Here is a 25,957-nt window from a genome sequence, read left to right as displayed (position 1 = left end):
CCTACAATAAAAAAGCCGACATATGTCGGCTTTTTTAGCTTGCTAATCTTTCAAGGCTCGTCTGAGTATTTTGCCAACGTTTGTTTTTGGCAATTCATCCCTAAACTCAACCAGTTTAGGGACCTTGTAATTAGTTAAATTATCACGACAGTGTTTTATTATATCTTTTTCAGTCAAAGATGGGTCTTTTTTAACAATAAAAACTTTAACTTGTTCGCCGCTAACATCATGAGGGATACCAATTGCTGCTGCTTCTAAAACACCTTCATGCATTGCAATCACTTCTTCGATCTCATTTGGGAACACATTAAAGCCAGATACGATGATCATATCTTTTTTACGGTCAACAATATAAAAGAATCCTTCATCGTCATAAGTGGCTATATCCCCTGTGGCAAACCAACCATCTTGCAAACACTCAGCCGTTGCATCAGGACGATTATAATAACCAACCATCACTTGTGGGCCTTTAACCCATAATTCGCCCGGCTCACCTTTGGCTGCTTCTTCACCATTATCTAACATCAACTTGATCTCAGTATTAGGTGCAGGTAAACCAATCGAACCATTGTATGAATCTAGATCATAAGGACTGACAGTAACTAATGGCGAACACTCAGTTAAACCATACCCTTCCATTAATTTGCTACTGGTGATCTTTTGCCATTTTTCAGCAACAGGTCGCTGTACAGCCATACCACCACCAAGGGACATTTTCAAACTTGAAAAATCAAGCTCGGCAAAACCCGGTGTATTCAACAAACCATTAAATAATGTATTTACGCCCGTGATCGCGGTGAATTTATGTTGGCCTAATTCTTTCACAAAGCCTTTCATATCACGCGGATTGGTGATCAATAAATTTAATCCGCCATACTTCATAAACGTTAAGCAGTTCGCTGTTAGTGCAAAGATATGATAAAGCGGTAAAGCAGTGACAACAACTTCTTTGCCACGTTCTAACACTTGATCTAAGCAACCAGAAACCTGCTCTAAGTTACCTACCATATTGCCATGGGTCAGCATCGCACCTTTAGAGACACCCGTTGTGCCACCGGTATATTGTAAAAAAGCAATATCAGATAAACACACTTCAGGTTTAATGTAATCTTTTTCGTTCGCTGCAAGTAAGGCTTCAAACTTAATGGGGTTAGGCAATGAATAGCTTGGCACCATTTTTTTAATATGCTTAACAACAAAGTTAACCAAGTGCTTTTTAAAGCCACCCACCATATCACCCACTTGGGTAACTACGATGTGTTTTACTTTAGTGTGCGGCAATGCTTTTTCAAGCGTGTCTGCAAAGTTAGCCAGTATAAAAATCGCTGATGTTTCTGAATCATTTAATTGATGTTCAAGCTCACGTACAGTGTAAAGCGGATTAACGTTAACTACGACACAACCGGCACGTAAAATACCGAGTATTGAAACAGGTGTTTGTAATAAATTTGGCATCATTACAGCCACTTTATCGCCTTTTTTCAATCCCAGCTCTTTTTGAATATACACGGCAACACGTTTTGTTGCTTGGTCTATTTCATCATAGCTCAATGTTTTACCCATATTGGTAAAAGCAGGCAAGTCTTTGTAGTCAGTGAAGCTTTTTTCAAACACTTCTAACAACGAGTTGTAGTGCTCAGGATCGATTGTTTCAGGCATACCCTCTGGGTAGCGCTTCAGCCAAATTTTTTCCACTCTTAGCTCCTGTTCTATTTATAATTTATTTTTATTAAACCTTAAACTAAGTAAGGCAATTTCACAATTGAGCAATCACTCTAATTCGCAAATATTCCCACATTTTGTGCAAATATACAATTAACATGCACCAGTTTGCAGCATAAATGCATGAACCTGCTGTAAACATTGCTCAGGGCTTTGCATATGGCAGTGGTGGCCACCTTCAACTTCATTTACTGTTAAGCTTTTGTAATAATTAGCATATTTATTTAAATTATCACTAATAAATTGATATCCTTTACTGCCTAGAATTAATTGGCACGGCACATTTATTTCGCTTATTACCGCTATGCATTGTTGCTCATCAAATCTAAAACCTGAATGATTTTTAAGCTTTGGATCAGTTCTTAGCAGCCATCCATGTTCAGTTTCTCGTATATTTCTGTCCATCAAAAGTGCTATTAAATCCAAAGGTAAGTCACTTTGTGTCGCCCGTGCTTGGTGTATTATTTGTTTTGACTCGTACTGTCGGGGTGCTTTTTTATTTACACGACGTCGATTCAAAATTGCATTTCTAAGCTGCTCAACCACTTTTTCACTGGGTGTTGTGACAACTCCCAGTCCTTCAATCATAGTAACTGTATTTACTTTATCAGGAAAGCAGCTAGCAAAAAGCCCTGCGGCCATTGCGCCCATAGAATGACCAACTAAATGTACTTTATTAACTCCCAGTTTTTCGATCAAATTATAAATATCATCAATGTAATCAGTGAAATAATAGTGTGCATCGCTTCCACGCCAATCTGATAAACCATGTCCTGGAAAGTCCACACAATACCAAGTTGCAGTTAAGGTGTTATGTTCTAACATGGGTAAAAAACTATGACAATTATCAAGCCAACCATGTAATGCAATGACAACCTCTTTTCCTTGCCCAAATGTTAGGCCATGAAGTGTTAATGCGCCACTTTGAACTGAAAATGGATGCACTGCGTAATTCCCCTTTGTTTTTAGTTTGTTTAACGTAAAAGACATTTATTTATACTACATTGCGTATACAATGGCACTACATAATAAACAGGGTACAAAGATGAAGAAACAAATAAGCCTCTTGGCATTATTATGCTCAGCAAGTGCATACGCAGAGCAAGCACCAAAAAACATAATTTATATGATTGGTGATGGCATGGGCCCCGCTTATACTACAGCATATCGCTACTTTAAAGATGATCCGTCGACCAAAGAAATTGAAGGTACGGTGTTTGATACAATTCTTAAAGGTATGGCACATACTTACCCTGACGACCATACCTATGTAACTGACAGTGCTGCTGGCGCAACAGCTTTGAGCTCCGGCCATAAAAGCTATAATGGTGCAATTGCAGTTGATACCGATAAAAAACCGGTAAAAACCATGCTCGAAATTGCCAAACAAAAAGGCATGATCACCGCATTAGTTGCAACCTCACAAATCAATCATGCCACGCCTGCAAGCTTCGCTGCACATAATGAATCTCGTCGTAACTACGATGAAATTGCCAATGATTACATTGATAATAAAATTGCCGGAAAACTTCCCGTTGATTTAATGCTCGGTGGCGGTACTAAATATTACATCCGTGAAGACCGTAATTTAGTTGCAGAATTTAAGCAAGCGGGCTATCAATACAGTGATGACTTTAGTGCGTTAAAAGATATTAAGCAAATTCCTGCGCTGGGATTATTTGCTCCAGTTGGGCTTGACTTTGCGTTAGATAATAACCCAACACGCTTAGCAAAAATGACCAATAAAGCGCTTGAGTTACTTGATGAAAATGACAAAAATGGCTTTTTCGTGATGATCGAAGGCAGCCAAATTGATTGGTGTGGCCATGCCAATGATATTGCCTGTGCAATGGCGGAAATGGATGATTTTGCTAAATCAATCGAGCAAGCAAAAGCGTACGTTGATAAAAACCCGGATACCTTATTGGTGATCACCGCAGATCACTCAACAGGTGGTTTAACATTAGGTGCGCATGGTCAATATAAATGGGAAACCGAGGTAGTAAAAGGCGTGAAAGCCACAGCCGTTAAATTAACTAAATTAATGTCAGAGTCTGATGATTTAAAAGCCATTTGGACTGCTAACACGAATATAGAATACACTCCCGAAAACCAGATCAAGCTTGAACAAGCAAAAAAATTAGGTGATAAACCACTTAATCTTGCCATTAAAGATATTATCAGTAGAGCCAGTTTCACCGGTTGGACTACCGGCGGTCACACTGCTATTGATGTACAAGTATTTGCCTATGGTAAAGGTGCTGATAAATTTATCGGCTCACAAAACAATACTGATATTGCCGATAAACTGATCGGCTTTATTGAACAGCAGTAATGTTTAATTGGCATGTTGCTTTTCCTGAGGGGAGAGGCTAACTGCAACATTAAAGGTTAATTATAAAAAGCCCAGTCATAATGTATCTGGGCTTTTTTAATCACAGCTGGAGGTAAACTTTTGCCAAATACAAGCACATCAACACAGAGTTAAATTACTGTCTAATTGTTAAGCGTAAATGTCCACACCAATTAAGTTTTGTACTTCAGCTCGGCGTTCTAAATTAGCAAACTCGGTGTAGGTTGAAATAGCACGACTTACTTTGGCTGTCGGTTGGTCATAAATCGTTTGTCGGTAACTAGGTTGGGCAGTATCACTTTGTAACTTATCAGCCAGCGCAATACCTGCTTGGCTTGATTTAACAAACTCCGCAGACTGTTTATTATCAGCAGCAGATTGCTCCAATAAACCCTGAGGTTTATTAGTGTTGATCTGTCTTGAGGTAATTTTACCGGGTATGTCTCCCGAGTAAAACCCTGAGCCAATAGGTAGATTCAAAGTTGCGTCTCGTTACTTAGGTTATTAAATTATGTGCCAAATTTAATAACCTTGCAAGTTGCTTTATTAATCAGTTTATTCGCGTCCAGGTAATTTTTTCCAGGTTACTGTATCACGTACATATTTAGGTTGAGCTTGCGCAGCACTGACCGTACGTTGCGCACTGAAATCATCGCTAATTGTAGCCAACATAAAACCGGCATCAGGTAATATGATGTCGTTATTGATAGCTATTTGTGGGTTATCTGCCAGTGCCTCAGGGTATGTTTGCCAGCCAGTGCCCACTGCAATCCCTGGTTCGTCTGCAAGAGATAATAATGCGGGTTTTAATACTTGTTCGTCACCTTGTAAGGTCATCACACCATTATCACTGAGTCTATAATGGGCAAAATATATTTCTCCCATACGCGCATCAATAGCACTAAATACACTTTTTTCACCGGTTTGTTGATAAGCTTGCTGCGCCATCATTTGCAGCGTTGACACACCAACTAGTGGCAGTTTACATGCATAAGCTAAGCCTTGCGCAATGGCGACACTTATACGCACGCCAGTGAAACTACCTGGGCCTTGGCCAAAACCAATAACATCTAAATCAGTTAAACGGCAATTTGCCTTAGCTAACAACTGATCAACCAACGGTAAGATTTTTTGACTATGCTGTTGCGGGCATACTTCAAAATGGTGAAATAACTGACCATTATAATTGAGCACTAAAGACAATGCTTCGGTAGAAGCGTCAAATGCTAATAGATTAATATCACTAGTACTGATTGCGTTATTCATGGTAATTATTTCTCTAGTTAATGTGTTCTAAAAATTCACTGGCCACTTGAAGGCTACGTGTGCGGCGCATCGGCGGCAAGCTTTTTAAAAAGACTTGGCCGTATTGGCGTGTCACTAAACGGTTATCGCAAATCACCAACACCCCTTTATCCTTACTATCGCGGATCAGTCGTCCAACGCCTTGTTTTAGTGCAATCACCGCTTGTGGCAATTGAATATAAGCAAAAGGATCATGTCCTTGTAATTGCGCATCTTGCATTTTAGCTTGGAGCAGTGGATCATCGGGTGCTGCAAAGGGTAACTTATCAATAATAACACAACTGAGTGTGCTACCTCTGACATCAACTCCTTCCCAAAACGACGCAGTACCTAATAATACGGCATTACCATGGCGGGTAAATTTTTCTAAAATAATACGTTTAGACATTTGCCCTTGCATATAAATAGGATAATCAATCTGCGTACTTAGCCCTTCGGCGACTAAATGCATCATCCGATAGCTGGTAAACAATACAAAGCAGCGCCCTTTTGCTGCTTTAATTAAATCGAGGGTAAGCTTAACAATCGCATGAGGCATATTCGCTGCATGTGTTTCAGGCAAATAACGCGGTAAACATAATAAGGCTTGCTGATAATAATCAAACGGACTATCAACCATCATACTTTTGGCAGGCTTAAGGCCTAGGCTTGCGTTAAAATGATCAAGTGCATTATCGACAGATAGAGTCGCTGAGGTGAATACAAAGCCAGCCCCCGTGTCTGCCATCATTTGCGCAAATTTAACTGATACGTTAAGCGGAGTTATATGTACGGTTAAATAGCGGCGTGTTGTTTCATACCAATAACTGTTACCTGTTTGGCTTATATCAAACACCCGCTCTAATTGCCCTTTAAAAGCTAAGGTACGCTCAAATGGGTGTTCTATTTTATCGCTACGGTCTAAACAATGTTTGAGTACTTGATACAAAAAGTCTAAATCGCTGATCACCCTATGTAACGCGGCGCAAATTTCTTTACTTGCCAGCATTTGTCGCCAATCACCTCGGCTACCATCTAAGCCAAATTGTAAGCGCAAGTCTGCAACACTGGTTTCAAGCTTATTTAAGGTTTTACCAAGTTGCAACATATCCGGAATGTCAGAGCGATAAATTGCTCGTAAATCATTAATTAAGTCCACCAGCTTTTTAGTGCTGATACTCTCACCAAAGTAATCACTGGCAATTTCACTTAATTGGTGTGCTTCATCAAATATATAGGCATCAGCTGTGGGAATGAGTTCAGCAAAGCCGGTATCTTTTACCGCCATGTCTGCAAAAAACAAATGATGGTTAACCACTACTATATCGGCATCCATCGCTTTTAAGCGGGCTTTGCGAATATAGCAATCTTGAAAATCAGGACACTCTTTACCTAAGCAGTTATCCGCAGTGGAGCTTACATAAGGTAATACTTTGGCATCTTCTTCGATACCAATACAATCAGCCAGATCACCGGTGTGCGTTTCACTGGCAAATTTAGCCACCATGGCCAATTGATGCATCACATCAGAATCATCGGTCGGTACATGGGCAACATGCTGATTAAGCCGATAAGTACATAGATAGTTACTGCGCCCTTTTAGCAGCGCGGTTTTTTTACTCGCACTAAGCGCTTTGACTAATTGAGGTAAATCACGGTGATATAATTGTTCTTGCAGCGCTTTCGTGCCGGTTGAAATTATTGTTTTACCTTTAGACTTTAGCGCGGGGGCTAAATAAGCGTAGGTTTTACCTGTACCAGTGCCCGCTTCAACCACTAATTGCGAGCGGTTTTTCAATGCATCACTCACCGCAACCGCCATATCGATCTGCGGTTGGCGAGGCGTATAACCATCTAGAGATTGCGCTAACGGGCCTGCTGCACTAAAAAGCTGTTTGATAATAACGATCGCTTTGCTAAAAATAATAGCGGGATTTTACGTAAGCCTAGCCCCAAGGGCAAGTGAATACGCAAAGCAAATAGCAAAGGAGCAATGCTCCTTTGCTATTGTTATTATTGTGCGTTGATCGTTAAAGTAATACCACTTGCCGCAGTGTAACCTTGTAAATCAATATACCAAGCACCAGCTTGGGGATTGCTAATAGTACAGCTTTCATTATTACCATTTTTATAAGGTCGACATTGATATGTTGACGTTGATGACGGCGAACCAAAATTCACATACAGATCAGCATCCCCGCTACCACCTAAAATAGAAATATTTAACGACGCGTAACCCGCACTGATATTTTGACTAAAGCGAGTCCAACCTCCTGTTGCCACACTGACATTCGTCTCGGTACGATTAACCGGTGTCGGTACATTATTGTCACCATCATAACTACCCGTTAAGGAAACACCGGTAATAGCGCTCCATGCTTCAACCATGACATGATATGTACCTGATTGTATATTACTAATAGCGCATGCTTCATTACTGTTTGAATTAGTACTGTTACAGTCAAAGTCTTGTAAAGTAGGCGGTGCGCCAAACTTAACGTATAGATCAGCATCGCCACTGCCACCTGCTGTAGTAAAGTTTAAATTACTACTTCCTGCAGGGACTGCTAAGGTATAAAAAACTTGCTCTTTAGCAAGCGCATTAATTCCAGACACTGTGACACCATTTTCCAGTTCATTGTCAGTGGGTGGTACTTCATAGCCGGCATTTTTAGCCATTTCAGCTAAGTAGCTCACCGCAAGCTTGGCAAATTTACTCGCATGATCAGCATCAAAATTACTGTCGTTTGCTGTATGGATTAGCGGGTTAATATCAGCCATGCGCGACTCAAATGGCATTGAGGCGGCAAAGCCCTGCTGATACCACGAAGCATGATCTGAACAGCCATAACCACACTGATCAAAACCATAACTTAGGGTGGGTAAATAAGTATCGATCAATTGTCCCAAAAACTGATTTTGGCCGCTGTTAGTATAATCTGTCATCATCACAATATCATCGCTACTGCCATGATTACCGGTCATATCAAATTGCACCATACCTACCACATTTTTGCCCTGTGATTTATACGCCGTTGCAATCGCTTTTGAACCTCGCAGCCCTACTTCTTCAGCTGCAAAACCCATAATTTGGATTGTTCTTTGTGGTTGATAGTTATTATCTACGATTGCCCGAAGCACTTCCGACAAGACCGCAATACCGGAGGCATTATCATCCGCCCCGGGCGCTCTGCCATTACTAGGATTTGATTGATTAATTGAATCTAAATGACCGCCAACAATTACTATTTCATCCGCTTTTTCGCTGCCTTGAATAGTCACAATTACAGATGATTGCGACCAACTATGGCTAAAGTAATCAACACTAATATCAGCGCGGTTGCTCGCTAACTGTTGCCAATAATCTTTTAACCATTGAGATGCATCAACTCCACTTTGTACTGAGTAATAGCGATTATTAAAAGCACTCAACGAATTAACGGTATTGGTTAGATCATTAGGACTAATGTTATTGATCAGTGTCTGTACCGTTTGCGCATTATCTATTGTGTAGTTAATAGCCAAGCTGTTGATTGACTGATTCTGTACTTTAGCTAATTGCTCAGTATAAAGCTGCGCCTCAAGCAATGATTCATGTGCTACAAAGCCACCGCAGCGATGGTAATTGTCGTGCATAAATTCACTTAAATTAGCCACTTCAGTCTGTTTAATACGCATAAAATTAATAGAAGATAAGCTGGATGCTTGTGGAGCGAGGAGCTCGGTACTGTGTTTATGAGCTGTTTGGTTTAATTTGTAATGTTTAGCTGCTACAGGGTCAATACTTACCCAAATACTGTCAGGCTCTTGTGCTATTACCAGCTGACTTACCAATAATGACACAGTGCCAAGCAGGACGCTTGGTGCAAAGATATTCATAACAGTTTCCTTTTTTTCTGTGTTTACCCAAATTCAGACTCTGAAAATATAAGGGTAAAAAAGGGAGCGAATGCTCCCTTAGGTGAGGGATTAGTTAGCCGTTATTGTTAACGTTACGCCACTTGCCGCACTGTAGCCTTGTAAATCAATATACCAAGTGCCCGCTTGTGGAGCAGTAATTTCGCAACTTTCGTTGTTACCATTTTTATATGGTCGACATTGATAAGACGATGTTGATGATGGCGAGCCAAAATTAACATACAAGTCTGCATCACCAGAACCACCCGCTATAGCAACATTCAATGTTGAATAACCTGCGCTTAGTTCTTGACTAAAACGAGTCCAACCACCTGAGCTAACACTTACATTAGTTTCAGTACGGTTTATTGGTGTAGTACCCGTATCACCGCCATCAAAACTCCCCGTGAGTGAAACGCCCGATATTTGGTTCCAGGCTTCAACCATTACATAGTAAGTACCTGCTTGAACATTGCTGATAGCACAGCTTTCAGTGCTGGTTGAAGTCGTGCTGTTACAATCAAAACTATTCAGTGTTGGTCTTTGCGCAAATTTTACATACAAGTCCGCATCACCACTGCCACCTACCGTGTTAAACTGCAAATTAGTGGCATTAGCTGGTACTTCTAAGGTAAAGAACAGTTGCTGTTTTTCTGTACCACTGATCCCAGTGCGTGGCACGCCATTGCTAAGTGGCTCGTCAATTGGTGGCTCTACTCCTCCACAACTACTACCAGGGCTTAAATTTGACGTTACACCCACTGCCGCAAGTGCGCTTTGTACATCATCTGGGCTGTAATCTAAATCACATGCCGCATCCATTACACCATTACCAGCCAAGTCCCAATTAGTACTAGCGGTCCAATATAATTGGTTTGCACGCGCCATAACCTCAAAAGCTTTTCTAGTATCCCAACCAGCTTTAGTTGCTAAGTTATAGAATGCTTTATTAAATACACCTGAGCTGTAATGTACATCCATCCCAGAATAATAACTCGATTGGTTATCAATTGAACTACCATCTTGGGTCGGGTTATTCATGTAACGCAATGCACCATTGCCTTTGAAAATTTCTTGGCCAACTAACCAATCATTAGTGCCTAGCATATAAAACTCGGCAGCTTCACCAGCCATATCAGAAAACGCTTCATTCAAGCCGCCCGATTTCCCACTGTATACAAGCCCTGAATTTTGTTCAGTAAAACCATGGCTAACTTCATGAGCAGAAACATCTAAACTAACTAATGGATAAAAGGTATTTTGACCATCACCAAAAGTCATTGCTGATCCGTCCCAAAAAGCATTTTCATAATTACTGCCGTAATGAACACGCATTTGCAATTGAAAAGACAGCGGAGGAGAACCAATCCAGTCGTTATACATATTAAAAATGACATTACCAAAGTAGTGCGCGTCATTTAATGGCGAATAAGCGCCATTTATTTCCTTAAAGGTGTTTTCGGGGCAAGTAAAGGAATACGCTGAAGAGCCACTGGTGCCACCATTTAAATTAATGGTTTTAACATTTGCGTTATTCATGGTGCAAGTGTTGCCTGACTGCGACACATCTAAACTACTAAAATCAGTCCCGTAAATGTACTTTCCTGTTTTTAAATTTCCACCAGGGCCTGTCGCATTGGCATGTTGAAGGTTATCAAAGCTATGCAAAACCTCACCAGAATTCGCATCAATGATCTGATAAGGTCGAGAAGGATTAGCACCATAAGTAACATACGATACTTCATACACTAAATGTGCGACATGTTGCGCATCAAGCCAAATCGCTAAACGCGATTGTTCATTGTGTTTTTTAAGACTTACTGATTTAGCCGCTGCGGGGGAGTTTTTTAACCCCTGTGTAATAGCCATTTTTTTACTGAGTTTTGGCATCACTGAGCTTATATCACTACTAATATCATATACAGCAGCACCATGAGCGCGTTTTAATTGGCCGTTATTATCAAACGTTAAACTCACAGTATCACCAATGACTGGTAATCCTTGATACTGTTGTTGATAACGGCGTGTCGTATCACCATTGTTACTTTTTACTTCTTTTAATACGACTAACTCATTGCCAGCATCTAAACCAACTAACTGCATTGGGCTTGCCATAAGTACCGATGACGCACTATTTTGCAAAGCTGTAGTTAGGGCTGCTTGTTCATTTAGATATTGTTTATTTGCAGCTACTGCACTTGATGCTTGCGTTACCGCAAGAGCAGCAAGTGTTGCTAATGTGATTTTAGATAAATTCACGTTTACGCTCCATTTAAGTTGTTATTTATTTAATATTTTTGTATTAAACCGGCACTACCCGTTCCCGATTCAAGTTCAGCCTATACTGCTTTCAGTGAAATTGAAAATGAAACAAAAAATTAACATTAAATAACAAAAAACCAAAACAGAAACATTTTAAAACAACAACTTAAACCAACATTGTTAATTAATCACTAACAAAACCCCGGAAAACTGTAAATAAATAATTACATTAAATTAACATGTGGTTACATATCATTTGTTTTTATTATTGGTAATACATTAAATGTCATTGCTACTCGGCTCTATAATTAATTGGCAATAGGACTACCGATATAGATAGCAAACTGCAAATGTTGACGACTAGAAAAAGAAGCTGTTGACGTTTAGAAGCTGTTCATACCCATAAAACTTCAAACAAAACCATCAATTAATTTCGCTGTCATTGCGTCAGTAGCATAAACGCCTATTAAAAGTGTAATTAACAGTATTATCGCGGTGACATTTGAAAGTCTCAGGAGTAACATACCTGCGCGAAAGTACATTCCTTTTTGCTCATTCCAATATATTATTTAAGGTCAAACAATGAATGCTTGGTACCTCATTTGTTTTTTATCTGCATTAGCGATTTTTATCGCATTTGCTAACCAGTATATCCTCAAAATGCAAACCACTATTGCCATAACAACTGGCTCAGTAGTGATTTCATTGTTATTAATACTCGCGGTAAAATTATTGGGCGATTCAACCGCACTGGAGATTACACAAATAGTCTCAAGTATCGATTTTAATCAATTATTACTCAAAGGCATGCTCGGCTTTTTACTGTTTGCAGGCGCACTGGAAATTAACCTTGCGGCACTCAAAAAACAACGTTTTGAAATTACCGTACTGGTGTTATTTTCGACCTTAGCTTCAACCTTTATCATTGGCTTTTTAAGCTTTTACTTATTTGCCGCGTTAGGCTTTGCGGTGCCTTTTATCTATTGTTTATTGTTTGGTGCATTAATAAGTCCAACCGATCCAATTGCAGTGCTTGCAATTATTAAACAAATGCGTGCCCCTGAAGGAATTTCTGTGCAAGTTGAAGGTGAATCATTATTTAATGACGGTATTGGTTTAGTTATTTTTACCACTATTTTTGCCGTGGCTTTTCTCGACACTGAAGCCAGTGCAGCAGGCATTGCAGAGCTATTCTTTGTCGACGCACTGGGAGGGATTGCATTTGGTTTAGTGATTGCGTTAGTGGGTCATTATCTGATCATCAACAGTCGTGATGTAAATATTCGCTTGTTACTAACCTTAACTATACCGACAGCAGGATTCGCCGCTGCCAATATATGGGAAATATCTGGCGCACTGGCGATGGTAACTAGCGGTATATTGTTAGGTAATATAACCCGTACTAAAGCGACAGAGCGCACCGGGCCTGAAGACACTCGCTACGTAAAAGACTTTTGGCACGCCACCGACAGCTTTTTGAATGCATTGTTATTTTTGATTATCGGGATGCTAATTGTCACTATGCCCATCAGCCTAGCTGAAATTGGTTTAGGACTACTAATGGTGCCTGCAGTATTACTTGCTCGCTTTATCAGTGTTGGCGCACCATTTGTGGTATTTAAGAAATTTAGAAAATACGACAAACACTCAGTTAAAATTTTAACCTGGGGCGGCCTACGCGGTGGCCTTGCTTTAGCAATGGCTGCGGCAATTCCTCGTGATCAGGTATTTGTGGGCGGCTCTGATTTACACAACCTGCTTGTTATTGTTACCTACGTTGTGGTGATATTTTCGATTATTGTGCAAGGGCTCACTATTTCGCCGTTAATTCACAGTAGCATTAGTGCCAAACAACAAAACTAACATTTAAACTTACTTCTGGCGCCGCAAGCTAATGCTTACGGTGCTAGAATTAGTTATGCATTTTCTATGCATAAGATCCTAGAAATATTACGCCCATGTGTCTAAATGGGTTTCGTCTTCCTCGTCTGTATTGCGCTCTTTCTTAGCTGTTTCAAGCTTTTCTTTAGACAGTAGTTCTTTGCGCTCCAACTGACGTTTTTGCCGCTTTTCACGTTCAATTCGCTGCGCGTTCGAATCTTTTAGCCCCGCAATATGAAAAGCGCCTTTCGACTCAAGTTGCAAACGAGTGATCTGCCCTAAATAAGGGATCATAATATCCATACGTTCCTCCTTTGGTTACTCTTATCATCGGCCGTTATAGCTTATTCTTTAATTTATGCAAAAAAAACTTGCCAGCTTCCCCACAAATGTGTTTTTCTATATGTGAAATTTACTTAAACAGATTAAACACTTTTGTTTACATGAAGCAATGATAAAACGAAAGTTATTTAGGATATATTATAATGCGCTTAAACCTGACAACAGTACATCATCACCACCATTCACCGGAATAACCTGTCAGGTCTTTCGCTGAGAGGTTATTCCTAAAAGGAACCTCTGGCGAGTCAACATACAATGATTCATTTTTCGCCCTGAGGTTCCCTCGGGGTTTTTAGTTTTTAAATTAAAGGAAAAATGAATAATGAGTAATAGCAACCGTCTACGTATCGCCATCCAAAAAGGTGGCCGCCTTTCTAAAGATTGCCAAGACTTACTAAAACAGCTAGGTGTTAAACTTAACTTGCGTGAGCAACGTTTGATTGCCCACTCGACCAATATGCCGATTGACGTACTACGGGTGCGCGATGACGATATCCCAGGTCTGGTAATGGACGGCGTGTGTGATTTAGGCATAGTAGGCGAAAACGTACTCGTTGAAGTACAAGCTGAGCGCCAGCGCCAAGGCGTACCAAGTGAAGTAACTAAACTGTCTAAACTTGATTTTGGCTACTGTCGCCTTGCACTTGCATGGCCGTCAGAACTTGGCAAGCAAGATAAAAGCTGGTTTGAAGGCAAACGCATTGCTACCACCTACCCTGAAATCTTAACTCAATACTTAAAGCGTGAAGGCATAAACGCCAGCACAGTAATGCTGACTGGCTCTGTAGAAGTCGCACCACGTGCAGGACTTGCCGATGCAATTTGTGATTTAGTATCTACCGGTGCCACACTTGAAGCCAACGGCCTTATGCAAGGCGATACTATTTTAGAATCAAACGCCTGCCTTATCCAAAATAAAGACTTACAAGATGCTGACAAACTAGCGCTTATCAACAAACTTATGCCACGCTTACGCGGCGTGAGACAAGCCAAAGAAAGCAAATACATCATGCTGCACGCGCCAAAAGATAAACTGGATGAAATTTGCGATATTTTACCAGGCTCTGGCCAACCAACGGTATTAGCTCTTGCTGGCTCTGATGAGTACGTAGCCCTGCACATGGTGAGCAGTGAAACATTATTTTGGGAAACAATGGAGCAATTAAAAGCGCTAGGCGCCAACTCTATCCTCGTTATGCCAATTGAAAAAATGATGGAGTAAGTCAATGTTGCGCTGGAATGAGGTTTCCAAAGATGCACAAGCAGCGGCGCTAATGCGCCCTGCTGTTAGTGCAAGTGTGGAAGTAGAAGCTATTTGCCAAGCAATTATGGCAAACGTAAAAGAGCAAGGCGACACAGCCTTACTCGACATGGCTAAGCAATATGATAACCGCGAAAATCCGCGCTTATTAGTGCCGCAAAGTGAGATCAATGCCGCTGAGCAGCAGTTAAGCGCTGAGCTTAAATACGCGATAGACACAGCCTACGCTAATGTAAAACGTTTTCACCAAGCACAGCTACCCAAAGATATTAAATTGTCGACTCAGCCCGGTGTGTTATGTGAACTAAAATACCAAGCCATTGAAGCCGTTGGAATATATGTGCCAGGTGGCAGTGCGCCATTGCCTTCATCAGTGATCATGCAAGGTGTACTGGCGCAGCTAAGTGGTGCGACAACCGTAGTGTTAGCAACACCGGTGCAAGGTGATTTACCGATAAACCCAGCAATTTTATATGCGGCTAAACTATGCGGTATCAAAACAATCGTAGAAAGTGGCGGCGCAGGTGCAATCGCCGCAATGGCTTATGGTACAGACTCAGTGCCCAAGGTGAATAAAATTTTTGGCCCGGGTAACAGCTTTGTGACTATGGCTAAACAACTAGTAGCTCAGACCATACCAGGCATGGCGATCGATATGCCTGCGGGCCCATCTGAGGTGTTAGTGATTGCCGATGAGCGCGCAAACCCTGAATTTATTGCCGCTGATTTATTATCTCAAGCTGAGCACGGCGCTGATTCGCAAGTAATTTTACTGTGTAACAGTGAACGTATGATTGCCCGCACCGAGCAAGCCATTGAACGCCAATTAGCTAAACTATCGCGTCAAGATATTGCCGCAAAAGCATTGGCTAATTCATCGCTTATTTTGGTTGATTCAATCGAGCAAGCATTTGCTGTATCAGCACAATACGGCCCTGAACACTTAATACTGCAACTGGCTGATGCCAACCCGTATTTAAACAAAGTTAAAAATGCAGGATCTGTATTTGTGGGTGACTACACGCCAGAATCTGCTGGTGATTATGCCTCTGGTACTAATCACGTATTACCAACCTATGGCTACAGTGCCACTTATTCAAGCTTAAACTTACTTGATTTTTTTCGCACTTATACCGTACAAACCATTACTCAAAATGGTTTAAAAAACTTATCAAAAGCAATTTTACCATTGGCTGATGCAGAAGGACTTGATGCCCACGCAAATGCCGTTAAGGTGCGTTTAGAGGCGATGAACAATGAGCAATAATCCTTTATTACCGGCCAATATTGATGCATTAGCAGCATATAGCTCGGCAAAAAGTGAGAAACTAACCGGCACAACGTGGCTTAATGCAAATGAAAGCCCGTATGTTAAAAGTATCGATATCACCATTAATGATTTAAATCGCTACCCTGATCCGCAGCCTATGAATGTTATTAACCGCTATGCTGATTACGCAGGACTCACTGCTGAACAAGTACTTATGACCCGTGGTGCGGATGAGGGTATTGAGCTACTGGTACGCACCTATTGCCAACCAGAGCAAGATTCGGTTGCTTTATTTTTACCTACGTACGGCATGTACAAAGTCACCGCCGACACTCACAACGTAGCAATAAATGGCTTAAGCCAAGCATTATTACTCGATGCTACTGTTGATCAAATAATCAACGCTGTTGGTAATAGCAAATTAGTGTTTATTTGTAATCCAAATAACCCAACAGGCAGCTTAACACCGCTTGAAAAAATAAAGGCTATTGCAACAGCACTTGCCGATAAAGCACTGGTCGTTGTGGATGAAGCTTATATTGAATTTTGCCCAGAGCAAAGTGCAAGCAAACTCATCAACGAATTTGCCAACATAGTAGTACTTAGAACGCTCTCTAAAGCATTTGCGTTAGCAGGCCTGCGTACAGGCTTTACTCTTGCCCAATCGTCAGTACTAGCGCCAATCCGTAAAGTGATTGCACCGTATCCAGTATCAACGGTAGTGGCAAGCATTGCTGCAAATGCACTCAGCCCAGATGCCATTACTTCAATGCGTCGCCAAGTAAGTATTTTAAATGCACTAAGGGCAAAGCTAAAGCAGTGGCTCGAAGCCTCCCCTGCCGTATTACAAGTGCTCAGTGGCGAAGGAAATTTTGTCACCCTAAAGCTCGCCGATAAAAACAGCTTTAATATCGCACTTGAGCAAGGCTTAGTTATGCGTGCTTTTACTTTATACGGCGAAAACGATTGGCTACGTATTTCAATCGGCAGTGAGCAAGAACTAGAACAAGTAAAAATATGGTTAGATGGCCTAAGCCAATCAGCCACTTTTAAAGAGCAGGAAGTATCATGAGCAACCCGTATTTATTTATCGACCGTGATGGCACTATTATTGAAGAGCCAATCACCGACAAGCAAGTAGACAGTCTTGAAAAGTTAGCGTTTTTACCAAACGTGATCCCTGCTCTTTTGCAATTACAAAGCGCAGGCTATCGTTTAGTGATGGTGTCAAACCAAGATGGCTTAGGCACTGACAGCTTTCCAACGGCTGATTTTGATATTGCCCAAGATAAGATGATGGCTATTTTATCAAGCCAAGGCATTAAATTTGACGACGTATTAATTTGCCCACACTTTAATGAGCAAAATTGTGATTGTCGTAAGCCAAAAACAGGGTTGCTTACCGAGTTAATGCGCTCAGGTAAAGTCGATTTAGCACGCTCATTTGTGATTGGCGATCGCCAAACAGATATTGGCCTTGCACAAAACTTGTGTTGTGAAGGTATTTTGTATGACGGTGATTGGAATGCAATTGTCACTAAACTTACCACCGCTGATCGACAAGGCCGCGTGACTCGCAACACTAAAGAAACGCAAATTGATGTAAAACTCAATTTAGATCAAAGTAAAAATGGCGAGATCAGCACCGGCCTTGGCTTTTTTGATCACATGCTTGATCAAATTCGCACCCATGCCAATATTGGCCTTGATATTCAAGCCAGCGGCGACTTGCACATTGACGAGCACCACCTTGTTGAAGATATCGGCATTGCCCTTGGTTTAGCGCTTAAACAAGCCCTTGGTACTAAATCACAAATTGCTCGCTATGGTTTTGCCCTACCGATGGATGAATGCAAAGCAGAGGCACAAATTGACTTGTCAGGTCGTGCTTCGTTTGTATTAAACGCTAACTTTAGCCGTGAAAAAGCCGGTGATTTAGACGTACAAATGGTTGAGCACTTTTTCAAAAGCTTAAGCGACAATGCAGCGATCAGCTTAATATTGTCGGTTAGCGACGGTAACTGTCATCACCAAGTTGAAGGTTTGTTTAAAGCGTTTTCTCGCGCTTTACGTATGGCCATTGCCGCTGACGCCAGCCAACAAACAGCAAGCTCTAAGGGGTGTTTATGATTGCCATAATTAACACCGGTTGTGCCAACATAAACTCTGTACGCTTTGCTTTTGAGCGCTTAGGGCAAACGCCAGAAGTGATCACCTCGCCAGAGCAACTTAAAAACTTTGAACGCGCCATTTTACCAGGTGTTGGCCATGCATCTGTTGCTATGAAGCGCTTGGTAGAAGGCGGTTGGCAACAGGCAATCAATGAATACCAACGCCCTCTGATGGGGATTTGTTTAGGCATGCAGTTACTGTGCGAAAGCACTGAAGAAGGTAATGTGCAATGCCTTGGCAAAATACCTGGGCACGTTAAAGCACTTGATGTGGGTAGTTTAACGTCTCCGCACATGGGTTGGAATAACCTCACCGTTAATCGTGAACATGCTTTAACCAAAGGCCTTGATGCAAACAAGCAAGTATATTTTGTGCATAGTTTTGCTCATACCGTGAATGATGCAACATTGGTTAGTGGCGAATACGGGCAAACCTTCTCAGCGATTGTTGCCAACGATAACTACGCGGGTATGCAATTTCACCCTGAACGTAGCGCTAAAGTCGGCACTCAGTTATTGCAGAACTTTTTAGACTGGCAGCTATAAATAAAGCGTATCAACACAAATTAATAAAGAGAATTCAAGTGATTATTCCAGCATTAGATGTATTACAAAATCAAATTGTGCGCTTATATCAAGGTAAATACGATACCGCACAGTTTTACCCGTTTGAGCTTGGTGCGCGCTTACAAGAGTATGCACAAAGCGGCGCAGGTAAATTACACCTTGTTGATTTAGAAGGCGCACGCGATCCTAATAAAAAACAATGGCAACACATTCAAGCAGCCACCAAAGTACTTAACGTACCGTATCAAGTTGGTGGCGGTATTCGTACTGAACAAGACGTAAGCGACTGGCTTAAAGCCGGTGCTAACCAAGTAGTAATTGGCTCTATGGCGGTTGAAAAACGTGATGAAGTAAAAAGCTGGATTGAAAAATTCGGTGCCAAGCACTTTGTTATCGCCCTCGACGTTAATAAAACCGACAATGGCTGGGCACCTGCCACCCACGGTTGGTTAAGTGAATCAGAATTCGGCTTATTTGAATTAGTCGATTTTTATGTAGCACTGGGTGTAATTGATTTTCTATGCACGGACATCAGTAAAGACGGCACCATGACTGGTCCTTCGTTTGCATTATATGAAGACTTAATAAAACACAACAGCAATATTAAAGTACAAGCATCTGGGGGTGTAAGCTCGCTTGATGACATTAAAAAGCTCAAAGAGCTTGGTGTAGGCGGTGTTATTTTAGGTAAGTCACTGCTTGATGGCGCATTTAATGTAGAGGAGGCGTTGGCATGTTATCAAAACGCATAATCCCGTGTTTAGACGTTAAAGACGGCCAAGTAGTCAAAGGCGTTAAATTTAAAGGCCACGAAGTGGTTGGCGACATATTAACAATGGCTAAAGCGTATAGCGAAGCTGGTGCTGACGAACTGGTATTTTATGAAATTAGCGCCAGTGTTGAAAAACGCCTTCTCGATGTAAACTGGGTAGAGAGCATAGCACGTCATATTGATATTCCATTTTGTGTTGCAGGTGGTATTAAATCAGTGGCTGATGCAGCACGCGTATTAGAACGCGGCGCTGATAAAATCAGTATAAACAGCCCTGCTATTGCCCGCCCTGAGCTTATCAAAGAACTACATGATGAGTTTGGTAAACAATGTGTCGTTGTCGGCATTGATAGCTTTTACGATGAAGTAACTGGCGAATATTTAGTGTATCAGCTTACTGGCGATCCTAATGCGTCAAGCCGCACCCGTTATAAAACGCAAGAATGGGTAAAACGCGTGCAAGACTTAGGCGCAGGCGAAATCGTACTCAACTGCATGAACCAAGATGGCGTACGCAATGGCTACGATAACCAGCAGCTGTCTAAAATGCGTGCTTTGTGTGATATTCCTCTTATCGCCTCAGGTGGTGCTGGCACCATGCAAGATTTTGTCGATGTATTTAAACAAAGCCACGTTGATGGCGCACTGGCAGCCAGCGTATTTCACAAAAATGTGATCAACATCGGCGAATTAAAACAATATTTAATAGATAACCAAGTGGCGGCGCGACTATGCAACTAACCAAACAAAACCTTACCCAAGTTGATTTTGCTAAAAGCGAATTGATCCCTGCCATCGTGCAAGATGCCCGTACTGGGGTTATTTTAATGCAAGGCTTTATGAATCAAGAATCGCTGGAAGTCACCTTTGAAAAGCAAAAAGTGACGTTTTACTCGCGTTCAAAAAACCGTTTATGGACCAAAGGCGAAACCTCTGAGAATTACTTAGAAGTAGTGTCTGTCCATACTGATTGCGACTATGACTCTATTTTAGTGCTGGCTAACCCGCTTGGGCCAACTTGTCACTTAGGCACACAAAGTTGTTTTGGTGATGCTGCAAAACCAAGCCTAAGCTTCTTAGCGCAGCTTGAGCAAGTAATTGTATCGCGTAAAAACGACGACCCTGAAAAAAGCTACACCGCCTCTTTGTTTGCTAAAGATTTAAGCCGCAGTTGTCAAAAAGTGGGTGAAGAAGGCGTTGAGGTCGCTTTAGCTGCAATGAAACATGATAACGAAGAGCTAACCAACGAATCAGCTGATTTGTTATATCACTTAATCGTATTGCTACAGCGCCAAGGCCTAGAGCTACAAGACGTAGTAGCGTGTTTGCAAGGAAGACATAAGTAAGTTTATCTGCTCTTGTTTATTAAGCGCTGAGTTTGCTCAGCGCTTTGTTTAAAGACCTTTAAGTAAGTTGTTTACAAAAAGGCTAAGAGGCGCCGCGCTGAATACCAAGCAAAAAGTCTTTTAAAATAAAATAGTTAAAACAGAAAATGCAACTGCGGAATATGAAAGGCTAGACTGCATCCAAGTCAGCTTTTAAAGTCTAAATCACGCTATTGCTGCAAGAGCTTTATTTTCTGGCAGTGAGAGCATTTTTAACGCTGCGTCTCTTGGTTTACTTTCACCTTGTTCCATTTCCTCACTCGTTATCACTAACATTAAAATAGCAAGCGAATACAGGTTGGGAAAGATTATTTTGTTGCCTAAACTTCGTACTTTCTCGGGCGTAAATTCATGTACCGTAGTTAAGCAAAGCGCATCAAACTTTCGCATTAAAATAAAAATTATCAAATCCCCTTTAAACCTTTTTAGTCGCTCTATACGACTAAACTAAAAACACCACAAAAATGAAAGGGAATAATAATGATTAACGCATTCACACGATTGACTCTGATTGGCACTGTACTGCTATCTGCTCAAGCTTTGGCTTGGAATAACGAGATGACACTACAAGACACAAAAAAGCTTACCCTTGATGCTCAATCACTATCAGCATTAAACGTTGAAGCAGGTTCGGGCTTTTTACATATCGTAGGCAGTAATACCGACACTGTGACGGTAAAGGCTGAAATTTATCAATATGAAGCGCATGACAACTACTGCCTTACTTTAGATAAAAGTGGCAACTCAGCAAAATTAACTGCGAATAATTGTGATAACCACAGTGAAGATCATACGCGCATAGATCTAACGGTGTCGCTACCAGCAACATTCTTGCTTGATATTACCGATGGATCAGGCGAGATCTCGATTGAAAATGCAGCTGAAACTAGCATTCATGATGGTTCTGGCGCAATTATAATCAATAATATTTCGGGTCAATTAACCATTGAAGATGGCTCAGGCGCAATCACTGCGAGCAATATTACTGACAGTGTAAACATCCATGACGGCTCTGGCAGTATTGAACTGGCAAACACTCAAGGTGATGTAATCATTCATGATGGATCGGGTAATATCGATGTGCAAAACATTGTCGGCAAAGTAACAGTAACCGATGGATCTGGTGGTATTTATGTTAACAAAGCAGGCGATTTTACTTTACTTGCTGATGGTTCAGGTAGCGTTACAATAAAAAATGTGCCTATTCAAAATCTATAAGTGGCTGCGTTTGCTTAAAGAAATACTTAGTTTTGGGGCAAAAAAATTTAAAAATTGCGCTAAAACGTTTGATATAAGTCATGCAATAATTTTATTTTCACGTCTTTAATGGCATTTTTTCAAGCCCTTAGGTATCCTTTAAGCAACTACGAAGGATTAGCTATCACAAAAGGATAGTCCACTATGAAAAAGTATTTATCGGTATTATTAACAGGCCTTATTTTATCGGGTTGTAGCAGCTTAACAACAGAGCAAAAAGCAAGTATTGATAACCTCACGCCTTGTGAAAAAATCAATGGTTTATTAGCCGCCTACGACTCACGTTTTGAAGTGTTAAAGCGCACCCGTGTAAATACAAAGTACGCAGAAACCTGGACAGCTAAATACAATCTCGTTGGTGAAGCATGCCAAATCAGTGCTTTGGATGCCGATACAGTGACTTATCGTTGCCAAGATAATTACCAAGAAAAAACGCAAGCGGTGGCCATTCATCAAAAGGCTGTTGATTTCACCCGAGCTTGTTTAGCGCAAAATAACTGGCACGAACAACAAAAAGAATCTGCTGATTCATTACGCACTACCTTTGTACTTGATGAAAAAAACCCAGCTATTTCAATTCATACCGGAAAAACATTATCTCGCTCAACGCCTTGGTCTACCTCATTTGAAGTAGGTAAATCGGTAGCAAATAAATAGCATTAAAACCATAAAACAGGTCAGCAAATGTTGACCTACTTGGCTAAGGATTTATGAATTCAACACCCCAAAAAAGTTCATCGCTATTAAAAACCGACTGCATTGGGAAATGCCACCGTCTCAAAGGCTATTGCAGCGGCTGCGGCCGAACTAGCGACGAAATATTTGACTGGATCATTTTATCAGACCAAGAGAAACAAGCTATTTTAGATACTCCAAGAGAGGATGCTAATACCCCATAGCTTATTATTAAGGTGCATTGCGTTGCGACGGGTCGCGTTTAAAGTCTTTAATTAATTGCTTAGGGTCAAGCTGCTCACGTTGCTTACTTGCTGCCTCAGCCCACCACAGTAACTGATTAAACGACCGCGAAAAATATTCGCGCCATGATGCTTGCTCTGCCTCTTTGTTTGTTTCACCACTTTCAATAAATACATCTTGCGCTTTTGGCACATGGATCATAGCCGACACCGGCAAACACCCAAGTTCACTTAAAAAACTGCGCATCCCAACAGCGGCACGAACGCCCCCCCACTGCCCCGCAGAATACGTAACAATAACGCTGGGTTTGTAAGCAAATAAAGAGCTACCAAAATGGTTTAATAGATTAGCCAATGCTGGACTCATTGAATGATTGTACTCAGGGCTGACCATAATAAAACCATCGCTGGCTTTAATTTTTTCCGCTAGGTCATCGAGTTTTTTAGGCACCTCGGCTTGTGAATAAGCAAAGTGCGGTTTAAATATAGGGTCCAGATCGTAGTCTAGCGGATCTATCAGTTCAATATCGTGGTCACTGTATTGCTCAAGCAAACAGCGTTGGCATGCCTTGGCAACTCTTTCACCGAGACGTGCCGGCTTAGGTGGCGAACTTTTTCGAACTGAACCTAAAAAAATTAATAGTTTCATGTACAGGCACTCCATTTTATTTAAATCAATATACGAATATAAACGTAAATTTGTGCGGTAGGTCATAAATAAAACCTACCTTACAAGCAAAACATAAAATGCATGTTTAAACATTAATGTGGATCACGCTTTACCCCTGTAGCTAACATTACTAAGCTTTATCGAGCGCTTGGCTTACATCAGCAATGATATCGTCGATGTTTTCAATACCCACTGATAAACGAATTAAATCGCGGCTAACCCCTGCGTTCGCCAATTCTTCATCATTTAATTGTCGATGCGTGGTTGATGCTGGGTGGCAAGCCAATGACTTTGCATCACCGATATTTACTAAACGTAAAATCATATTCAGCGCATCAATAAAGCGAGTGCCAGCTTCAAGGCCACCCGCTATCCCAAAGCTTAAAATACCAGACGCTTTGCCACTAGTGGTTGTTTTACTCATTGCGTTATAGGGACTTGACGCTAACCCCGCGTAATTAACCCAAAGCACCTTAGGGTGATTATCTAGGTATTCAGCAAGCTGTTGCGCGTTTTCACAGTGGCGCTGCATTCTTAGCCCTAAAGTTTCAAGACCAATTAAAATGTCAGAGGCGTTTTTAGGCGCAAGTGCCGCACCGGTATTTCTAAGTGGAACAACGCGGCAGCGACCAATAAACGCCGCTTCAGCAAAAGCATCGGTATAAACCACATTATGATACGACGGATCAGGCTCATTCATCATCGCAAAACGAGTGGCATTGGCTTTCCAGTCAAACTTACCCGAATCAACAATCATGCCGCCTATAGCAGTACCATGACCGTTAATATATTTAGTAAGCGAATGCACCACAATATCGGCACCCAACTCAAATGGCCGGCATAAATACGGCGTTGCTACCGTGTTATCTACAATCAGCGGCACGCCTTTGCTATGGGCTATTTTAGCTAATCGAGCGATATCAACAATATTCCCTGCAGGGTTACCAATCGACTCACAAAAAACCACACGGGTATTCTCATCAATCGCGTTTTCAAAACCGGCAAAGTCATCCGCTTTAATCATTCGCGCTTCAATACCTTGGCGAGGTAGACTATGGGCAAATAAGTTATAAGTACCACCATACACTTGGCTGGTACTGACAATATTAGTGCCCACTTCACATAAACATTGAATTGCGTAAGTGATGGCCGCCATACCAGAGGCCACAGCAAGCGCACCAATGCCCCCTTCCATGGCCGCAATACGCTGTTCAAGCACCGCATTAGTCGGGTTCATAATACGGGTATAAATATTCCCGGGTACTTTTAAATCAAATAAATCAGCACCATGCTGAGTATTATCAAACGTATACGATGATGTATTGTAAATCGGCACCGCCGCCGATTTAGTTGTAGGTTCAGATTCATAACCGTGATGCAGCGCTAAAGACTCAAGTTTCATAATTATTTCCTTCAATTAATTTGCCACTAAGCTAGCATTTATTGGTTATAAAGTGCACATGAAATATATTAAAGGATGTTGAAGTAATTAGATTTAAGTTAAATTCTGCTAAGAGAGAATTATGTTAGTTTGTTCCACCTTAAACGAACACCTGCTTTTCTTAAGAAAGTGGACATAGCTGTTTATTATGGTTTAGGCTGTGAAGCGTGCATTGACTGATTGAACGTATCTTAACTCCAGATCGTCCTCTGGACTTTTCAGCTATAAAAAATAAAAAGAACAATAATCTGTTGTATTGTAAGCGTCTAGCAAAGTGCACCTGCCAGTAACTCGTCAAACCGATTAAACTATTTCTTAATTTCAATTAGGAGATAGCCATGAGAAAAATGCGTAGCCTTGAACAATGGCGCAGTATTATTGAAGAACAACAAGCCAGCGATTTAACTATTACTGAGTTTTGCCAGCAACATGCCTTATCAAAAACAAGCTTTTATGCGGCACGAAGTAAGCTTACTGCTGCATCTGGTAGTTTTGTTCGCGCAAA

General features: G+C 41.2%; 24 protein-coding genes. 14 read left to right on the top strand and 10 right to left on the bottom strand.

Going from position 1 to position 25,957, the window contains the following annotated elements; all coding sequences use genetic code 11:
* Positions 1 to 42: 42 nt before the first annotated feature.
* A complete protein-coding gene (gene fadD, locus H5158_RS14050; RefSeq protein WP_182740266.1) occupies positions 43 to 1,695 on the bottom strand; it encodes a long-chain-fatty-acid--CoA ligase FadD in 1,653 nt (550 codons plus the stop codon).
* 120 nt (positions 1,696 to 1,815) lie between these two features.
* Positions 1,816 to 2,667: an alpha/beta fold hydrolase gene (locus H5158_RS14045; RefSeq protein ID WP_182740279.1), complete on the bottom strand. Its 852-nt coding sequence runs from the start codon at positions 2,665 to 2,667 to the stop codon at positions 1,816 to 1,818.
* Between the two features lie 100 nt (positions 2,668 to 2,767).
* On the opposite strand from H5158_RS14045, the gene H5158_RS14040 reads away from it, so the two are divergent.
* Positions 2,768 to 4,057 carry an alkaline phosphatase gene (locus tag H5158_RS14040; protein WP_182718780.1) on the top strand — a complete coding sequence of 430 codons (1,290 nt, stop codon included), beginning with the start codon at positions 2,768 to 2,770 and terminating at the stop codon, positions 4,055 to 4,057.
* A gap of 168 nt (positions 4,058 to 4,225) precedes the next feature.
* Here H5158_RS14040 and H5158_RS14035 read toward each other — a convergent pair whose 3' ends face one another.
* The 5 genes from H5158_RS14035 to H5158_RS14015 all read right to left on the bottom strand — a co-directional run bounded on the left by H5158_RS14035 (position 4,226) and on the right by H5158_RS14015 (position 11,515).
* Positions 4,226 to 4,555, bottom strand: a complete 330-nt coding sequence (locus H5158_RS14035; RefSeq protein ID WP_149980212.1) for a hypothetical protein — start codon at positions 4,553 to 4,555, stop codon at positions 4,226 to 4,228.
* A gap of 75 nt (positions 4,556 to 4,630) precedes the next feature.
* Complete coding sequence (gene tsaB, locus H5158_RS14030; RefSeq protein WP_182718779.1) at positions 4,631 to 5,341, bottom strand: tRNA (adenosine(37)-N6)-threonylcarbamoyltransferase complex dimerization subunit type 1 TsaB; 711 nt, start codon at positions 5,339 to 5,341, stop codon at positions 4,631 to 4,633.
* 13 nt (positions 5,342 to 5,354) lie between these two features.
* Complete coding sequence (locus tag H5158_RS14025) at positions 5,355 to 7,181, bottom strand: ATP-dependent DNA helicase (protein WP_220491309.1); 1,827 nt, start codon at positions 7,179 to 7,181, stop codon at positions 5,355 to 5,357.
* A gap of 191 nt (positions 7,182 to 7,372) precedes the next feature.
* Positions 7,373 to 9,238 (bottom strand): M28 family metallopeptidase, encoded by a 1,866-nt coding sequence (locus tag H5158_RS14020; protein WP_182740265.1) that lies wholly within the window; start codon positions 9,236 to 9,238, stop codon positions 7,373 to 7,375.
* A 90-nt stretch (positions 9,239 to 9,328) separates the two neighbouring features.
* Positions 9,329 to 11,515, bottom strand: coding sequence for a M4 family metallopeptidase (locus H5158_RS14015; RefSeq protein WP_149980208.1), 2,187 nt, complete (start codon positions 11,513 to 11,515; stop codon positions 9,329 to 9,331).
* Between the two features lie 585 nt (positions 11,516 to 12,100).
* On the opposite strand from H5158_RS14015, the gene H5158_RS14010 reads away from it, so the two are divergent.
* Complete coding sequence (locus H5158_RS14010; protein WP_182718776.1) at positions 12,101 to 13,381, top strand: sodium:proton antiporter; 1,281 nt, start codon at positions 12,101 to 12,103, stop codon at positions 13,379 to 13,381.
* A gap of 87 nt (positions 13,382 to 13,468) precedes the next feature.
* On the opposite strand, the gene H5158_RS14005 is transcribed toward H5158_RS14010, so the two are convergent.
* On the bottom strand, positions 13,469 to 13,702 hold the full coding sequence (locus tag H5158_RS14005) for a hypothetical protein (RefSeq protein WP_182718775.1): 234 nt from the start codon (positions 13,700 to 13,702) through the stop codon (positions 13,469 to 13,471).
* 361 nt (positions 13,703 to 14,063) lie between these two features.
* On the opposite strand from H5158_RS14005, the gene hisG reads away from it, so the two are divergent.
* The 11 genes from hisG to H5158_RS13950 all read left to right on the top strand — a co-directional run bounded on the left by hisG (position 14,064) and on the right by H5158_RS13950 (position 23,323).
* The gene (gene hisG / locus H5158_RS14000) at positions 14,064 to 14,963 is read left to right on the top strand and encodes an ATP phosphoribosyltransferase (protein WP_145235723.1); all 900 of its coding nucleotides are present in this window, start codon (positions 14,064 to 14,066) and stop codon (positions 14,961 to 14,963) included.
* 4 nt (positions 14,964 to 14,967) lie between these two features.
* Positions 14,968 to 16,269 carry a histidinol dehydrogenase gene (hisD, locus tag H5158_RS13995; protein WP_149980206.1) on the top strand — a complete coding sequence of 434 codons (1,302 nt, stop codon included), beginning with the start codon at positions 14,968 to 14,970 and terminating at the stop codon, positions 16,267 to 16,269.
* Positions 16,259 to 17,344: a histidinol-phosphate transaminase gene (hisC, locus tag H5158_RS13990; RefSeq protein ID WP_182740264.1), complete on the top strand. Its 1,086-nt coding sequence runs from the start codon at positions 16,259 to 16,261 to the stop codon at positions 17,342 to 17,344. Before hisD ends, hisC begins: the two co-directional genes overlap by 11 nt.
* The gene (gene hisB, locus H5158_RS13985; RefSeq protein ID WP_182740263.1) at positions 17,341 to 18,402 is read left to right on the top strand and encodes a bifunctional histidinol-phosphatase/imidazoleglycerol-phosphate dehydratase HisB; all 1,062 of its coding nucleotides are present in this window, start codon (positions 17,341 to 17,343) and stop codon (positions 18,400 to 18,402) included. Before hisC ends, hisB begins: the two co-directional genes overlap by 4 nt.
* Positions 18,399 to 18,989 (top strand): imidazole glycerol phosphate synthase subunit HisH, encoded by a 591-nt coding sequence (hisH, locus tag H5158_RS13980; protein ID WP_149980203.1) that lies wholly within the window; start codon positions 18,399 to 18,401, stop codon positions 18,987 to 18,989. The genes hisB and hisH overlap by 4 nt, the downstream gene beginning before the upstream one ends.
* Before the next feature lie 38 nt (positions 18,990 to 19,027).
* Positions 19,028 to 19,762 carry a 1-(5-phosphoribosyl)-5-[(5-phosphoribosylamino)methylideneamino] imidazole-4-carboxamide isomerase gene (locus H5158_RS13975; RefSeq protein ID WP_149980202.1) on the top strand — a complete coding sequence of 245 codons (735 nt, stop codon included), beginning with the start codon at positions 19,028 to 19,030 and terminating at the stop codon, positions 19,760 to 19,762.
* Positions 19,744 to 20,523 (top strand): imidazole glycerol phosphate synthase subunit HisF, encoded by a 780-nt coding sequence (gene hisF, locus H5158_RS13970; protein WP_182740262.1) that lies wholly within the window; start codon positions 19,744 to 19,746, stop codon positions 20,521 to 20,523. Before H5158_RS13975 ends, hisF begins: the two co-directional genes overlap by 19 nt.
* Entirely contained in the window at positions 20,514 to 21,128 is a 615-nt protein-coding gene (gene hisIE, locus H5158_RS13965) for a bifunctional phosphoribosyl-AMP cyclohydrolase/phosphoribosyl-ATP diphosphatase HisIE (protein ID WP_145235744.1), read from the top strand. Before hisF ends, hisIE begins: the two co-directional genes overlap by 10 nt.
* A gap of 519 nt (positions 21,129 to 21,647) precedes the next feature.
* Positions 21,648 to 22,385 carry a hypothetical protein gene (locus tag H5158_RS13960; RefSeq protein WP_182740261.1) on the top strand — a complete coding sequence of 246 codons (738 nt, stop codon included), beginning with the start codon at positions 21,648 to 21,650 and terminating at the stop codon, positions 22,383 to 22,385.
* Positions 22,386 to 22,568: 183 nt separating this feature from the next.
* Positions 22,569 to 23,081, top strand: a complete 513-nt coding sequence (locus tag H5158_RS13955; RefSeq protein ID WP_182740260.1) for a hypothetical protein — start codon at positions 22,569 to 22,571, stop codon at positions 23,079 to 23,081.
* A gap of 53 nt (positions 23,082 to 23,134) precedes the next feature.
* Positions 23,135 to 23,323: a DUF1289 domain-containing protein gene (locus H5158_RS13950; protein WP_149980198.1), complete on the top strand. Its 189-nt coding sequence runs from the start codon at positions 23,135 to 23,137 to the stop codon at positions 23,321 to 23,323.
* 7 nt (positions 23,324 to 23,330) lie between these two features.
* Here the strand turns inward: H5158_RS13950 and H5158_RS13945 are convergent, their stop codons facing one another.
* Positions 23,331 to 23,990, bottom strand: coding sequence for an NADPH-dependent FMN reductase (locus H5158_RS13945; RefSeq protein WP_149980197.1), 660 nt, complete (start codon positions 23,988 to 23,990; stop codon positions 23,331 to 23,333).
* Positions 23,991 to 24,141: 151 nt separating this feature from the next.
* Positions 24,142 to 25,413, bottom strand: coding sequence for an O-acetylhomoserine aminocarboxypropyltransferase/cysteine synthase family protein (locus tag H5158_RS13940; protein ID WP_182740259.1), 1,272 nt, complete (start codon positions 25,411 to 25,413; stop codon positions 24,142 to 24,144).
* 377 nt (positions 25,414 to 25,790) lie between these two features.
* Here H5158_RS13940 and tnpA point away from each other — a divergent pair.
* Positions 25,791 to 25,957 (top strand): IS66 family insertion sequence element accessory protein TnpA (gene tnpA / locus H5158_RS23760; protein WP_409076822.1); only part of this gene is annotated, 167 nt, incomplete at its 3' end.

Origin of the sequence: Pseudoalteromonas sp. SR45-6 (assembly GCF_014163545.1) — a bacterium.
Classification (GTDB): domain Bacteria; phylum Pseudomonadota; class Gammaproteobacteria; order Enterobacterales; family Alteromonadaceae; genus Pseudoalteromonas; species Pseudoalteromonas rhizosphaerae.
The sequence above is the reverse complement of the archived record's forward strand: the minus strand, read 5'-3'. Positions and strand labels throughout refer to the sequence as shown.